A 14,657-nucleotide genomic window follows, 5' to 3' on the forward strand; every position below is an offset into this window, starting at 1 on the left:
GGCAATTCGCGGTTTGCAACGACGAAGGTATCACTTCATTTATGTCCTTACCGGTCAGAACAATAAACAACAATGCCGTATTATCAAATACGGCATTGTGGATGGGTGAGTTAATACATTACAAAATGTCAGTGATAAGCTTAATGTGGATTAGTGTGCTTCATCCCAGTTATCGCCCACACCGGCTTCTGCCAGTAACATCACATCAAGTGATGCCGCTTGGGCCATTAGGTCGCACACTTTGGTTTTAAGTGCGTCAGCTTTGGCTTCATCAACTTCAAATACTAATTCATCGTGTACTTGCATAATTAGGGTGATTTCACCTTGCGTGTCTTGGTTTATCCACTGGTGAATGGCAATCATGGCTTTTTTGATGATATCGGCAGCGGTGCCTTGCATCGGTGCGTTAATCGCGGCGCGTTCAGAGGCTTGGCGGCGCATTGCGTTACGGTCGTTGATTTCTGGCAGGTACAAGCGTCTACCAAATAGAGTCGATACATAACCTTGCTCAGCCGCAGCTGCACGCGTTTCTTCCATATATTTCAACACACCCGGATAGCGAGCAAAATAGGTGTCGATATAAGTTTGTGCCTCGTTACGCGGAATATCTAATTGCTTGGCTAACCCAAACGCAGACATGCCGTAAATTAAGCCAAAGTTAACCGCTTTCGCGCGGCGACGTTGTTCGGTAGTCACTTCTTCAAAGTGAACGCCAAAGACTTCAGCAGCGGTTGCTCTATGGATGTCTTTACCTGCCGCAAACGCGGTTAATAACCCGTTGTCTTGAGATAAGTGGGCCATAATGCGTAATTCGATTTGCGAATAGTCGGCTGCTAAAATTTTTCGCCCAGCTGGTGCGATAAAAGCCTGGCGAATGCGGCGGCCTTCTTCTGTACGAATAGGGATGTTTTGTAAATTAGGCTCGCTAGACGACAAACGCCCGGTTGCGGCATTAGCTTGATGGTAGCTAGTATGAACGCGGCCGGTGGTGGCATTAACCATGAGCGGCAATTTATCTGTGTAGGTGCTTTTTAATTTAGCCAGGCTACGGTGCTCAAGAATAATTTTAGGCAGCGGATAGTCTAGTGCTAATTCTACTAATACTTCTTCAGAAGTTGAAGGCGCGCCTTTCGGGGTTTTCTTTTTAATAGGGTAATTAAGCTTTTCAAAAAACAGCGTTTGCAATTGCTTAGGTGATGCGAGATTAAACTTTTCGCCGGCAATTTCATATGCTTTATTTTCAAGGTCATCGAGTTTTTTGGCCAGTTCACCACTTTGCTGACTCAGTAGCATTGAGTCGATCAATACCCCTTGGCGCTCAACGTCGGACAATACCTGAATTAACGGCAATTCTAATTCGTTAAATACGGAGGCTAATTCTGATTCTTTTTCTAAGCGAGGCCATAAGTGCTCATGTAAACGGAGTGTGATATCGGCATCTTCTGCGGCGTATGGTCCAGCAGTCGCTAAGTCAACTTGATTAAAGGTGATCTGTTTGGCCCCTTTACCTGCAACTTCTTCAAAACTGATATTTTTGTGGCCTAAGTATTTGAGTGCTAAGCCATCCATATCATGACGTGATGCCACCGAGTTAAATACATATGACTCAAGCATGGTGTCAAAGCGTACGCCGCCAAGCTTAATGCCGGCATTGGCTAAAATACTCATGTCATATTTTAGATTTTGGCCCACTTTTTGTGGCATTTTACCTTCTAAAATAGGACGCAGTTTTTCTAGAGTTGCGGCTTTATCTAATTGTTGTGGGGCATCCAGGTAGTCATGGGCTAATGGCAGATATGCTGCCTTGCCTGCCTGAGTCGCAAAGGATAATCCCACAAGCTGGGCTTCCATGTAATTGAGGCTGGTGGTTTCAGTATCAACAGCAATCAGTTCAGCTTGGCTAAGCTCATCGATCCACTTATTTAATGCATCTTCGGTGAGGATGGTTTCATATTCTGTTTCTATAGGCGCAGATACAGTGATTTCTTCATTGGTGTCCTGGCTAACAGTGCCAGCGGGTTGTTTGTTGTCTAATACTTCTGCTAACCAGCGCTTAAACTCCATTTCACCAAAGCATTTAATGAGTTCATCGCGGTCTTGAGGTTTAACATTAAGTTGGTGCCAGTCTTGTCCTAACTCAACATCTGTTTTGATGGTGGCAAGTTCGTATGACAGCTTAAGCATATCGGCATTATCGATAATTTTAGCGGGCATGGTTTTTGAGCCTCTAAAGCCTACCTCTACCACACTTTGTGGATCGGCAAGTAGCTGCGCCACACTGCCAACACCAGTTAACATGGCTAATGCGGTCTTTTCACCCACGCCAGGCAAACCTGGGATATTATCGGCTTTGTCGCCCATTAATGCTAAGAAATCGATAATGCGATCTGGGCCAACGCCAAATTTAGTTTTCACTTCTTCTGGGCCCATGATGGTGTCGGTCATGGTATTAATTAAGGTGACGTGTTCGTTGACCAACTGCGCCATGTCTTTATCGCCAGTACTGATTAACGTAGCACGGCCTTCTTTGCTCGCTTGTAAGGCTATGGTGCCAATGACGTCATCTGCTTCAACACCTGAAATGCTAATCAATGGTAAGCCCATTGCGTGAATAATACGGTGCAGCGGTTCTATTTGACTGCGAAGATCATCTGGCATAGGTGGGCGTTGCGCTTTATATTCGCCATACATGTCGTTACGGAAAGTTTTGCCTTTAGCATCAAAAATCACTGCAATATGGCTAGGGCTATAACGGCTCAATAAACTCCGAAGCATGTTAACAACGCCATAAACCGCACCTGTCGCTTCACCTTTTGAATTTGTTAAATGAGGTGGCGCATAATAAGCGCGATAAAGATAAGAAGAACCATCGACGAGGATAAGCGGATTATTCGGAATTGTTGGCATAATTTGATTTTTCGTATTGTGTATTTTGCGAGACTGATAGGATGACATTATACCCACAGCACCTCAAGGTACTTGTGAGATTGTCGCCAATTTATCTCTTTAAGTGAGGAAGAGATTAATGGTCCGACAAGCCGCACGGTTGGTGAGTTTTGCTTATGTGGTTATGGGGTAAAATGTTGAATTTTATCGACGAAAAATGACCCGCAGCCTGTGGATAAGTCTGTGAGTGAAATAATCAACGTTGCTGGATAGATTTTCTTACGGCTTGAAATGAAATCAGTAACTTGTTGAATTTTATTTATTATTTTTATTTTTGTGAGCTATTTATTAATTTCAATAAATATAACTAATTTGTGGACTTTTTTATTGATGTCAGTTAAGCCACAATGAATTTCAATAATGTTTTATGGCTAAAAAAAGCCCATCAGGTAAATTTGACGTTCTAAGTTAGCACGATTTTTAATCAGATCAACCGTTTTGTTGGATTTATGTTGTAAATTTTACATTATCAATTAAAAGTACAATGAACAGTACAACTAAACGCTCAATTCAAATGCGTCACTGCATAAGGCATTAAGCCGAAGAACCAACGTTATATTACAAATGAAGGTGAATAACATGAAAAAGATAGCCGTGTTACTGAGTGGATGTGGGGTGTTTGATGGCACTGAAATTCATGAAGCCGTGTTGAGCTTGCTGGCCATTACCCGTGCCGGTGCACAATATCAATGTTTTGCCCCAGACATTGCCCAAATGCATGTCGTGAATCATTTAACCGGTGAGGTCAATACTGACGAAACCCGTAATGTATTGGTCGAGTCTGCTCGTATTGCGCGTGGAGAAGTGCTTAATGCCAGCCATTTAGATATCAATGATTTCGATGCGTTAGTGATCCCTGGTGGTTTTGGCGCGGCGAAAAACTTATCAAATTTTGCCACAACGGGTAGCCGCTGCCATATCAACCCGATTGTGGAAAACTTTATTCGTGATTTTGCCAACGCCCGTAAACCGGTTGGTTTTGTGTGTATTTCTCCGGTGATGATCCCACTGATTTACGGTCAAGGTGTGACGGGGACTATTGGTAACGACAGTGATACCGCGCAGGCATTTAATGAGATGGGAGGCTTACATCAGGCGGTTAAGGTGGATGATATTGTGGTGGATGAAGTGCATAAAGTGGTGAGCACGCCTGCATATATGTTGGCTACGTCGATTTTAGAGGCCCATGTAGGTATTGAAAAACTAGTTAATAAAGTGATTGAAATGATTGATTAATGGTTGCTGTTGTTAAAACAAAAACCACCGACTAAGGTGGTTTTTTGTTTGAGGCTATTGGCTGTTTTGCTGTAGTTTGCGGCTGTCAAACAGTGCTTGAGCCAGGCCGACGAGTAAACCGCCGATGTGGGCGCCATTCGCAATTGGCATACCGAGTAAATCAGTGAATCCAAGCACTAACCATATCATCATAAAACCCATATACGCCTGTGGTAAACGAATGCCGCAGCTAGGTTTTCGAATACCCATTAACCAGGTGTATCCTACTACAGCATAAACTACGCCAGACAAGCCGCCAAAGTTTGGCCCCGTCATATAAAACTGCACTACGCTCGGTAAGGTGCCAGCAACAAGTAGTAAAAATAGCAATGGCCTTGTGCCAATATTGGTTTCGATTTTGCCACCTAAATACCACCACCACAGTAAATTAAAGATGATATGCATGGCAGAAAAGTGCATTAAACTTGGGGTAAACAAACGCCATATTTGGCTTATGTCACTTTGTGGTACGGCGCTGAAAAACGATAGTTGAGTGTATATTGCGTCAGCAAAGCCTAGATTCATCCCTGCAAATACCGCGACACAAGCAAAAAACGTAATGAGTGTAAGTGGGCCTGCACCGCTTAAAAATTGTTGCAGCAATCCTTTAGCGCCTGGGCCATAGTTAAACTTTGCTGAGGTGTCACCATTGTCCCATGAGGCTTGTAAATATTTGCTGTCATAGGGATTGTTAGCAAACAGCTCGAGCTCCGCACGCGCTTGTGGTTCATCTGCGGGATTGCTAATGATTAGGCCAACACCTTGGGCATGTTGCACAGCATGGCATTGAATGTTCAACCCTTTAAGGTAATCAATAAATGCTTGCGCAGCGCGGGCGTTAGGAAGTTGGCCTATTTCTATCATGAGTTGGCGAGGCTCCAAGCACTGAAGCCACCGTCAAGACTGTAGACGTCATCAAAGCCTTGCTCATTTAAATAACTTGCCGCGCTTTGGCTGCTCATGCCGTGATAACACACAACCACAAGCGGCTTATCCATATCTGCAGCTGCAATATAGTGGGCTAAGTTTTCGTTGGTTAAATTAACGGAGTGTTGAATATGGCCTGCTGCAAAGCTAGCTGCGTCACGAATATCAACAACCTGCACCTCGTTAGATGCCTCAGACATATGGATTAGCTCATTAACAGACAAGTGTTTAAAACCAGACATGGTATTACCTATAAAAAGTTTACAGAAAGCGTTTGTATGGAAGCCAGTTTGCAACAAGGGGCTGTATAAATACAACCCCTTGAGAGTGCCGATGATAATAATCTTGGGGATTAATCCCAGCTTAAAATCACTTTGCCAGATTGACCAGAGCGCATTGCATCGAAGCCTTGCTGGAAATCATCAACATTAAAATGGTGAGTAATGATTGGGGTTAAGTCTAAGCCTGATTGGATTAAGCTGGCCATTTTATACCAGGTTTCAAACATCTCTCGGCCGTAAATGCCTTTGATGATTAAGCCTTTAAAAATGATTTTGCTCCAATCAATGGCCATCTCGCCACCAGGAATACCCAGCATGGCAATTTTGCCACCATGGTTCATGGTGTCTAACATGGCGTGAAATGCTGACGGTACACCAGACATCTCTAAGCCGACATCGAACCCTTCGGTCATGCCGAGATCTTTCATCACATCTTTTAAGCTTTCTTTGGCCACGTTCACCGCGCGAGTCGCGCCCATTTTACGGGCTAAATCTAAACGGTATTCGTTAACGTCAGTAATGACAACATGACGAGCACCTACATGTTTACACACGGCTGCTGCCATAATACCAATCGGGCCAGCACCGGTGATTAATACATCTTCGCCAACTAAATCAAATGACAACGCGGTATGCACGGCATTACCAAATGGATCAAAAATGGCGGCTAAGTCATCAGAGATGTCTGCTGGGATTTTGAACGCATTAAACGCCGGTAATACTAGATACTCAGCAAAGGCACCATCACGGTTTACGCCTACACCAGAAGTATTACGGCATAAATGAGTACGACCACCACGACAATTACGGCAATAACCACAGGTAATGTGGCCTTCACCAGAGACGCGGTCGCCAATGGCAAAGCCGCGCACTTCTTGGCCCATGTCGACCACTTCGCCCACGTATTCATGGCCAGCAATCATAGGCACTGGAATGGTTTTTTGTGACCATTCGTCCCAGTTGTAGATATGCACGTCGGTACCGCAAATCGCGGTTTTACGGATTTTAATTAATAGATCGTTATGACCCATTTCTGGTTTTGGTGCATCAACCATCCAGATGCCTTCTTCAGGCTTTAATTTGCTTAATGCTTTCATCTTAGTAACCTAATATTCCCGAGCTTATTGACGTGAGCGAGTTAGATAATACCCATTTCTTTACCGATACGGGTAAAGGCGCTGATAGCATGGTCTAGTTGCTCGCGAGTATGTGCAGCAGACATTTGGGTGCGAATACGCGCTTGGCCTTTTGGTACCACAGGGAACGAAAAGCCGATTACGTAGATATGTTCAGCAAGCAACTTGTTTGAAAAGTCACTGGCCAGTTTGGCATCGCCAATCATGACCGGAATAATCGCATGGTCGGCGCCGCCCAAAGTAAAGCCAGCAGCTGACATTTGCTCACGGAAATAACGGCTGTTTTCCCATACGGCTTCACGTAAAGCTTGGCCTGTTTTAAGCATTTCAAGCACGTGAATTGAGGCACTAACGATTGACGGCGCTAATGAGTTTGAAAATAGGTAAGGGCGCGAGCGCTGGCGTAACCATTCAACCACTTCTTTTTTGGCCGCGGTAAATCCGCCTGAAGCACCGCCTAATGCTTTACCTAACGTACCGGTAATAATGTCTACACGGTCCATTACATCGCAGTATTCATGAGTACCTCTGCCATTGTGGCCAATAAAGCCAACGGCATGTGAGTCATCAACCATCACCAGTGCGCCATATTTATCGGCAAGATCACACACACCTTTGAGGTTGGCGATAACGCCGTCCATTGAAAATACGCCGTCGGTGGCAATTAAAATATTACGCGCGCCAGCAGCTTGAGCGGCAATTAATTGCGTTTCAAGGTCAGCCATGTCGTTATTGGCATAACGGAAACGTTTGGCCTTACATAAACGCACACCGTCAATGATAGAAGCATGGTTTAAGGCGTCAGACACAATCGCGTCTTCTGCATCTAATAAGGTTTCGAATAAACCGGCGTTAGCGTCAAAACATGAAGAATAAAGGATAGTATCTTCCATGCCCAAAAATTCACTCAGGCTTGCTTCTAATTGTTTGTGAGTGTCTTGAGTTCCGCAAATAAAACGCACAGATGCCATACCAAAACCATGGCTGTCTAAGCCGGCTTTGGCAGCTTGAATAAGCTCTGGGTGATTGGCTAAGCCTAAATAGTTGTTGGCACAAAAGTTAATCACTTTTTCGTGATTTACTTCAATGGCTGTTTGCTGTGCAGAAGCAATGATGCGTTCACTTTTGTATAAACCGTCGGCTTTAACATCGACAATTTGTTGATTGATACGGTCGTAAAAAGAGGTAGATGCCACCTGTGTTCTCCTAAGTATGGTTATTATGCTTATCCAAATCACGCAGTAAAACACCGCTGTAATTGAAGGGTGTTTTGGAGTTATTGGCATTCTAACCTTTATTTTTGTCGCTCCACAGCGTTTTTTTTAGTCGTCAGACCAACATGAATTAGATTAGGGCTAGTGATTGTTCACATTAAAAAAACTAATCGTTAACAACTGTAATAGTGGGGTTTTATTGCTGCGAGTAGCGCAAAGAAAATCCGCACATATCAGAGCACAATTGTAGTCGGATATTGGCGGATTGAAAGGCATTGCCATGCGCGTAAAATGTATTGCTTGCACGTCAACGTTTATTACGCGGCTTGATGGCGCTCTTGGCTGGCGATGTCGAGATAATGTTGTTCTAATCGGCTAAACGTTGCCGACGATGCTGGCGTTTCATAAGCCTGGAATATCATCAACACCCGTAATAGGCCGTCATACAAGGTTGCTTTAGTGATACTCGATGTGCTCGATTGGGTTAGCTGATAGCTAATCCAAAAACTCACCATCATTTTTATGGTGTCAGCTAGTGCGGTCACTTTGTTGTCGTCAACATCAAGAAAGCCGTCTTTTTTCAGCTTACGCAAAATATCACTCGAGCGATTGAGCACTTGTTGTTGTGCATGTAGGTAACGTTTTTTGAGCGCATCATCGCGACTTAAAATATCGGCTAAGTTGGCGTACATAAAGCGGAACTGCCACAAAGTATAAAACATGGCGTCAAAGTAACCCATTAATAATTCGATAGTAATGGGCACATCATCATAGGCTTTAAAGCCCGACTCTAAGTGACTTTCGTATAGGGCGAAGATTGAGTTGATAATGTCTTCTTTATTGCGAAAGTGATAATACAAGTTACCCGGACTAATGCCTAAGTGAGCGGCGATGTGGTTGGTGGTAATACTACGTTCACCGTGTTCGTTAAACAGTTCTAGACTGGCAAAAACGATCTTGTCGCGGGTTTTCATATGATTTCCATATTCATTATTAGCTTAGGGTATTGGCTTATTACAGCGATAACATTTCATTAAGCCGACTCAATATGAGTATGTTAACATTGTGTTTATCTGACAAGCAAAAATCGATGACTCTCCTGTTATGAACCGTACCATTTATTCTTTCTTTTTGTATCTTCTATTTCCTCTGGTTGTCATGTATTTGGCTTTTCGAGCGATTAAAAGTCCAGATTATCGTCGTCGATGGTCTGAGCGCTTTGGTTTTGCCAAATTAAAGCCAACGGATGTGTTAGTGCATAGCGTATCGATGGGGGAAACCTTAGCGGCCATTCCGTTGATAAGAAGGCTCATGGCGCAATATCCGCAATATACCTTTACCGTGACCACAACCAGCCCAACAGGCTCTGCAGAAGTAGTAAAAGCCTTTGGGGACTCTGTGCAACATTGTTATTTACCTTTTGATTTTGCATACGCAGTTAAGCGTTTTTTACGCCAAATACAGCCTAAACATATGATTGTTATGGAGACAGAGTTATGGCCTAACTTACTCTATTTTGCCAAAAAACAGGGCGCGTCACTGATATTAGCGAATGCACGTTTGTCACAAAAATCGGCAGCCAAGTATGCCAGTAAACCACGTTTATCGGCCCCGATGTTAATGCTGTTAGATGTAATACTGGTGCAAACGCAGGCTGAGTCTGAACGTTTTATTGCCTTGGGCGTTCAAGCGCAAAAAATACACGTTTGTGGCAGCCTTAAGTTTGACTTAACAATTGACCCCGATAAAAAACAGCAGGCGATAGAAACTCGAAACCAATGGCAGCGTACAGATAAACCTATTTGGGTTGCTGGCAGCATTCACCCCGGTGAGTTTGATGCCATTTTAGCTGCGCATAAACAGCTGTTAGTCAGTTTTCCTGATGCATTACTGATTATGGCGCCTCGTCATCCAGAACAATTTAATTTAGCGGCCATTACCATTACTCAAGCCGGTTTTAAGCTGGCCCGTCGTAGTATGAATGATGACGTCAGTATTGATACTCAAGTGCTACTCGGCGATACCATGGGGGAATTATTAATGCTCTATGGCGCAGCCGATCAAGCTTTTGTAGGGGGCACATTAATTGAGGGCGGTGGGCATAATCCGCTAGAACCCGCAGCGATGGGCTTACCTGTATACGTTGGCCCTAATCATTGGAATTTTGCTGAAATTACTGAGTTACTTGCCAATGCAGGTGGGTTGCAGTGTGTTGCCGGAGCTGACGATCTTGCTCAAGTATTAGCGGCTAAGTGGAATAACGACAATCAATACCAACAAGCATCGACAGCCGCGTTAGCGGTGGTGACGCAAAACCGAGGTGCGTTGGCGAAACAATTTTCGTTTATCGATTCACTTTGGCAGTCATTTAATGATTTAAATAGGGTGTAGACTCCGGTAACCATCAAGTAGCAGTTGCCAACATTGCTGTGAAAACGCCAGGCTAGGTAGCTTACCTTGCTCTTTATTAAATGAGCGTAATAATCTGTCTAGGTTAGCTTGTTGCCAGCTTGCGTTGGGTTGACGTAACTCGCCGCGGTCAAAATCGATTAAATAAAATTGCTCATGTGCTAATAAGATATTTTTGGCATTAAGGTCGGCATGATACACGCCACGTAAGTGAAACTTAGCAATTGTTTGGCCAAGTGCATACCATTGTTGCTCATCCATAGGCTGTTGACTTAAATAGGCCACTAAATCTTTAGCGCCAGCAACATGCTCAATAATAATGTCGGCGTTGTAGCATAAACCTGAACGTGCAACATGGGCGGCGATGGGCCTCGGTACCGCAAAGCCTTCTTGGTAAAGCGTTTCTAGAATCGCTAATTCCGCCATTGCACGAGTTTGCTTAAGGCCGGTGTATAGATAACTGTCGCGGTTAAATTTACCTACCAATCCGCCGCGCCAATAATGGCGTAACACCCAGGTTTGTGATGAGTCCGTTTTGACAAACCAAGTGGTATAGCGACCTTTAGACTGGCCTACAACTGCGGCTTTGGTTTGCCAAACATCCACAGAGAAATCTTGCGGCGTTAGGGTAGCGGCACTGGGTTCGCACCAGGCGATATGGCCTTGCTGGGTAGTTTTTATTTGCATCTAATTATCAAATAGCACGGGCTTGATTGTGGATCGAAATAACATTATACCTTAAGATCACTCACTTGCATTCCTTCCATCTTTTTCACTGACGCATATTGGATATTCAATGAAAGCTGACTTTAGTTCGATACGTTCATTATGTTTACTGCGTTTGTCTGCTATAGGCGATGTGTGTCATGCCGTGGCGATGGTTCAAGCAATTCAAAAGCATTATCCAGATTTAGCTATCACATGGGTGATCGGCAAAGTTGAGTATCAATTGCTTAAGCATTTACCGGGTATCGAGTTTGTTATTTTCGATAAATCCAAAGGTTGGCGCAGTTATGCACAGCTACGCAGTGATTTAAAAGGTCAACAATTTGATGTGTTGTTGCATATGCAAGTGGCATTGCGGGCGACAATAGCGTCATTGATGATTAAGGCGCGTATTCGGGTCGGATTTGATAAAGCGCGGGCTAAAGAAGGCCAATGGTTAGTGACCAACCATGCTGTTGAAGCTATCGCTGAACCACATGTATTAGATGGTTTTATGGGCTTTGCTAAGGCTATTGGTGTGACAGACTTAACCCCAAGCTGGAATATTCCTGTACCGCAAAGTGATAGTGATTTTGCTGCCCAGCTGATTGGTGGTGACAAAGTATTGGTGATTTGCGCTGCCGCCAGTAAAGCAGAGCGCAACTGGTTACCTGAGCGTTATGCTGCCGCCGCTGATTATGCCATATCGCAAGGGTTCAAAGTCATGTTATGCGGTGGTCCCACTGTGTTAGAGAAAAACCTCGCTGATGTTATTCAGTCGCATAGTCAGCACGCTTTCGACAATCAAGTGGGCAAAACAACCTTAACCCAATTATTAGCCGTGTTAAAACAAGCAAGCTTGGTACTAGCGCCAGATACCGGACCATTGCATATGGCGGTGACTCAAGGTACTCCTGTAATAGGCTTATATGCTCATTCTAACCCCGGACGAACGGGGCCTTATCATTTTCGTCAATATACTGTGAGTGTTTACCCACAAGTTATCGCAAAGCAGTTTTCTGCCGAGGTAAAATGGGGAACTCGCGCAAAGGGTGAGCATTTAATGGCGATGATAGAGGCTGATGATGTGATAAAAAACATGAAAAAACTCATGGCTGATCATGGCATGAGTTAGCGATTAACACTCAGTCAAGGTAACGGTTGATAGAGTTACATTTGCTTTGCTGTGATATTCATTTTTATTAAAAAACCAACATACTCTGCGTATCGTGCTTAAGTATTGTGGAAGGGAAACAGTTTATATGAGTAAGAAACGCTATTTATTCTACATTTCACAAAATTATTCTTACGCGATATTAAGACCATTGCAAAAGATCATTTTAGCGCGTGGGGATGAGGTGAGATGGTTTCTAATGGGAGATCAAGTTGCTGACAAGTTTCTTAAACCTACAGAGCATCGATTATTGACGATAGAAGATACGATTCAATGGCAGCCGCATGCGGTATTTGTGCCGGGCAATGTGGTACCTAGTTTTATTCCAGGGGTAAAAGTTGGAGTGTTTCATGGTTTTGATTCTGGAAAAGTTGATAGTTTAGGGCGAAGTGATCATTTTAATATTCGTAATTGTTTTGATCTATATTGTACTCAAGGCCCTGACTCTACATTGCCATTTGAAATATTAGCTAATAAACATGGTACTTTTAATGTCGTCGAAACGGGTTGGCCAACGCTCGATCCATTATTTGAAAATGATACAGACACCTCAGTGCTGATCAAAAATGATGAGCGACCGGTAATTCTTTTCTGCTCGACTTTTTCACCACGATTTACATGTGCACCTATTGTTTTCGACAAAGTGAAACAGATGGCTCAAGATGGGCGCTGGAGGTGGATCGTTCAGTTTCATCCTAAAATGAACCAAGAGATTGTTAACAAGTACAAGCTGTTAGAGAGTGATAATTTATCCTTTATTGAAACTGACAATGTGCTGCCTCTGTTAAAAGAAGCTGATGTTATGTTATGTGATACATCTTCAGTGCTTATTATGTTTCTTCTGCAAGGCAAGCCTGTGGTTACTTTTAATAATAAGACTAATTGGCCACATCTTCTGAACGTGAGTGATGTTGATGAACTAGAGCCCGCTATTGAAAACGCTTTGAGTAAGCCACCAGAACTACTTGAAGAAATTCAACGATATTGCGATCGTATACACCCAAATCGTGATGGTCGCTCTAGTGAGCGAGTATTGGCTGAAACAGATAAGTTAATCGACAATGGTTTAGCGGGATTAAAGCGTAAGCCATTAAATATCATCAGGAACCTAAAGATGAGAAAAATATTAGGTTATTGGAAGTTATAATAGAGTAGTTTACTTTAATCGAATTGATAGAATGCCATAATTTGTGGTGTTCTATCATCTTAATATAATTTTTAGTTTATTATTTATCAGTTTTAGATGTGATTTTTCGTTTTAGTTTTGATACATAGCGTGATTGACATTATATCAGGATGAGGTCGTGAACGTTTTTTGAACCTTGCTTTTATACCTTTGTCCACATAATATTATTATATAAAAACAACATTTTTATATAAAAACAACATTATTATATAAAAACAACAATGGGTAAACACAACTTATATGGCTTATTTATTCATATCCCGCAAAAATGTTCATGCAAAATACTATAAAAAAATTATCAAAAAAGTGTCAATGGATTGCCAATTACATATAATGGGGTTGCCTAAATTTACCGCAGTTAACTATTTGAAGAATGCCTTTAATGTTGATTTTGATGGTGTTGTAAAATCGCAGTTAATACGTAAAAGAGCACGCAGTCCTATTTGGGCGAATGCTGCTGTTAGTGCAGCGTATCGTTTTTTGCTGGTTTTAATTGAACGTCTAAGGTATGCCAAGTATTTAGCTCTATTAAATGAAGTTAAGCCCGAGTGTATTGTAATTTGGAATGGTAATAAGCTGCCTAATATCACTGTCGCTATGGTTGCAAAATCATTAGGAATAAAGCAGTTTTATTACGAAAATGGATTGTTGCCAGGCACGAGTAGCTTAGACCCTCGTGGTATTAATTTTAATGCGTCGTTGAGTCGTGATCCATCTTTTTATCTTAATTTTGATCCGCAAAATCTTTTAGAGTTTTCTGAGCCTGAAATCATCCCAAGAGAAGACCATAAAAAACGTTGTGCGTTTGATTCAACAAAAATACCAGAACGTTATATTTTTGCGCCTTTTCAGGTGCCTCACGATACGCAAATAGCAAGTTTTTCTCCTTGGATAGACTCAATGGAAATGTTTTATGATGAAGTGCTTAAAGCTGTTAAAAGCTTGAATGATCCTTCTTTAAAAGTGGTGTTCAAAGAACACCCGTCATGGCACAAACATTACTCCCATCTTTATAATAAAGATTCAATTGCGACATTTGCCAATGGAAATAAAACCTGCGATTTAATTCAATGTGCTGAGGCCGTGGTTACTATCAACTCAACAGTAGGTTTAGAAGCTCTATTGCTTAGTAAGTCTGTTTTAACACTAGGACAAGCCTGTTACAACATAGAAGGTCTAGTTAAGAATGCAAATAACCCTGAGCAGCTAAGTGAAAATATTAAAGCTGTAATACAAGGCTGGGAACCGAATTTGCAACTGCGTAGTAAGTTTTTTAAGTTTATTGAGCATGTATATTCTATTCCTGGGGTTTGGAAACATACTGAAGACAAGCATATTAAAGCAATTGAAGCTCGTTTTACTGGTAGTGATGAATTTGCTAAATATCAAGATATTTTTTGAATA

12 protein-coding genes are annotated in these 14,657 nt (G+C 42.5%); 5 read left to right on the plus strand and 7 right to left on the minus strand.

Translation table 11 applies throughout. The features are described 5' to 3' along the window. Positions 1-150: 150 nt before the first annotated feature. Complete coding sequence (polA, locus tag ACROAE_RS12680; RefSeq protein WP_432402267.1) at positions 151-2,907, minus strand: DNA polymerase I; 2,757 nt, start codon at positions 2,905-2,907, stop codon at positions 151-153. A 618-nt stretch (positions 2,908-3,525) separates the two neighbouring features. Here polA and elbB point away from each other — a divergent pair. Continuing rightward, on the plus strand, positions 3,526-4,182 hold the full coding sequence (gene elbB / locus ACROAE_RS12685; protein WP_432402269.1) for an isoprenoid biosynthesis glyoxalase ElbB: 657 nt from the start codon (positions 3,526-3,528) through the stop codon (positions 4,180-4,182). A 54-nt stretch (positions 4,183-4,236) separates the two neighbouring features. Here the strand turns inward: elbB and glpG are convergent, their stop codons facing one another. The 5 genes from glpG to ACROAE_RS12710 form a co-directional block, all read right to left on the minus strand. Then, entirely contained in the window at positions 4,237-5,085 is an 849-nt protein-coding gene (gene glpG, locus ACROAE_RS12690; RefSeq protein ID WP_432402271.1) for a rhomboid family intramembrane serine protease GlpG, read from the minus strand. Then, a complete protein-coding gene (glpE, locus tag ACROAE_RS12695) occupies positions 5,082-5,390 on the minus strand; it encodes a thiosulfate sulfurtransferase GlpE (protein ID WP_432402273.1) in 309 nt (102 codons plus the stop codon). The genes glpG and glpE overlap by 4 nt, the downstream gene beginning before the upstream one ends. Before the next feature lie 110 nt (positions 5,391-5,500). Continuing rightward, positions 5,501-6,526 (minus strand): L-threonine 3-dehydrogenase, encoded by a 1,026-nt coding sequence (tdh, locus tag ACROAE_RS12700; RefSeq protein ID WP_188918508.1) that lies wholly within the window; start codon positions 6,524-6,526, stop codon positions 5,501-5,503. Positions 6,527-6,567: 41 nt separating this feature from the next. Next, a complete protein-coding gene (locus ACROAE_RS12705) occupies positions 6,568-7,761 on the minus strand; it encodes a glycine C-acetyltransferase (protein ID WP_432402275.1) in 1,194 nt (397 codons plus the stop codon). Between the two features lie 335 nt (positions 7,762-8,096). Continuing rightward, positions 8,097-8,753 (minus strand): TetR/AcrR family transcriptional regulator, encoded by a 657-nt coding sequence (locus tag ACROAE_RS12710; RefSeq protein WP_432402277.1) that lies wholly within the window; start codon positions 8,751-8,753, stop codon positions 8,097-8,099. 130 nt (positions 8,754-8,883) lie between these two features. On the opposite strand from ACROAE_RS12710, the gene waaA reads away from it, so the two are divergent. Beyond that, the gene (gene waaA / locus ACROAE_RS12715) at positions 8,884-10,170 is read left to right on the plus strand and encodes a lipid IV(A) 3-deoxy-D-manno-octulosonic acid transferase (RefSeq protein ID WP_432402279.1); all 1,287 of its coding nucleotides are present in this window, start codon (positions 8,884-8,886) and stop codon (positions 10,168-10,170) included. On the opposite strand, the gene ACROAE_RS12720 is transcribed toward waaA, so the two are convergent. Further along, the gene (locus ACROAE_RS12720) at positions 10,156-10,875 is read right to left on the minus strand and encodes a 3-deoxy-D-manno-octulosonic acid kinase (RefSeq protein ID WP_432402281.1); all 720 of its coding nucleotides are present in this window, start codon (positions 10,873-10,875) and stop codon (positions 10,156-10,158) included. The two genes, waaA and ACROAE_RS12720, sit on opposite strands and share 15 nt — an antisense overlap. Before the next feature lie 109 nt (positions 10,876-10,984). On the opposite strand from ACROAE_RS12720, the gene ACROAE_RS12725 reads away from it, so the two are divergent. The 3 genes from ACROAE_RS12725 (at position 10,985) to ACROAE_RS12735 (ending at position 14,654) form a co-directional block, all read left to right on the plus strand. Next, complete coding sequence (locus ACROAE_RS12725) at positions 10,985-12,028, plus strand: glycosyltransferase family 9 protein (RefSeq protein WP_432402283.1); 1,044 nt, start codon at positions 10,985-10,987, stop codon at positions 12,026-12,028. Positions 12,029-12,155: 127 nt separating this feature from the next. Next, positions 12,156-13,214: a CDP-glycerol glycerophosphotransferase family protein gene (locus tag ACROAE_RS12730; RefSeq protein ID WP_432402285.1), complete on the plus strand. Its 1,059-nt coding sequence runs from the start codon at positions 12,156-12,158 to the stop codon at positions 13,212-13,214. A 279-nt stretch (positions 13,215-13,493) separates the two neighbouring features. After that, complete coding sequence (locus tag ACROAE_RS12735; RefSeq protein ID WP_432402287.1) at positions 13,494-14,654, plus strand: capsular biosynthesis protein; 1,161 nt, start codon at positions 13,494-13,496, stop codon at positions 14,652-14,654. The last annotated feature ends 3 nt before the right edge of the window (positions 14,655-14,657 follow it).

It is taken from the genome of Shewanella sp. MF05960 (assembly GCF_050849305.1).
Classification (GTDB): domain Bacteria; phylum Pseudomonadota; class Gammaproteobacteria; order Enterobacterales; family Shewanellaceae; genus Shewanella.

What these genes read in the sequence shown, in the direction of transcription:
- polA (WP_432402267.1), bottom strand. Translation starts at nt 2,907, where the DNA reads ATGCCAACAATTCCGAATAATCCGCTTATCCTCGTCGATGGTTCTTCT.
- elbB (WP_432402269.1), top strand. Translation starts at nt 3,526, where the DNA reads ATGAAAAAGATAGCCGTGTTACTGAGTGGATGTGGGGTGTTTGATGGC.
- glpG (WP_432402271.1), bottom strand. Translation starts at nt 5,085, where the DNA reads ATGATAGAAATAGGCCAACTTCCTAACGCCCGCGCTGCGCAAGCATTT.
- glpE (WP_432402273.1), bottom strand. Translation starts at nt 5,390, where the DNA reads ATGTCTGGTTTTAAACACTTGTCTGTTAATGAGCTAATCCATATGTCT.
- tdh (WP_188918508.1), bottom strand. Translation starts at nt 6,526, where the DNA reads ATGAAAGCATTAAGCAAATTAAAGCCTGAAGAAGGCATCTGGATGGTT.
- ACROAE_RS12710 (WP_432402277.1), bottom strand. Translation starts at nt 8,753, where the DNA reads ATGAAAACCCGCGACAAGATCGTTTTTGCCAGTCTAGAACTGTTTAAC.
- waaA (WP_432402279.1), top strand. Translation starts at nt 8,884, where the DNA reads ATGAACCGTACCATTTATTCTTTCTTTTTGTATCTTCTATTTCCTCTG.
- ACROAE_RS12720 (WP_432402281.1), bottom strand. Translation starts at nt 10,875, where the DNA reads ATGCAAATAAAAACTACCCAGCAAGGCCATATCGCCTGGTGCGAACCC.
- ACROAE_RS12725 (WP_432402283.1), top strand. Translation starts at nt 10,985, where the DNA reads ATGAAAGCTGACTTTAGTTCGATACGTTCATTATGTTTACTGCGTTTG.
- ACROAE_RS12730 (WP_432402285.1), top strand. Translation starts at nt 12,156, where the DNA reads ATGAGTAAGAAACGCTATTTATTCTACATTTCACAAAATTATTCTTAC.
- ACROAE_RS12735 (WP_432402287.1), top strand. Translation starts at nt 13,494, where the DNA reads ATGGCTTATTTATTCATATCCCGCAAAAATGTTCATGCAAAATACTAT.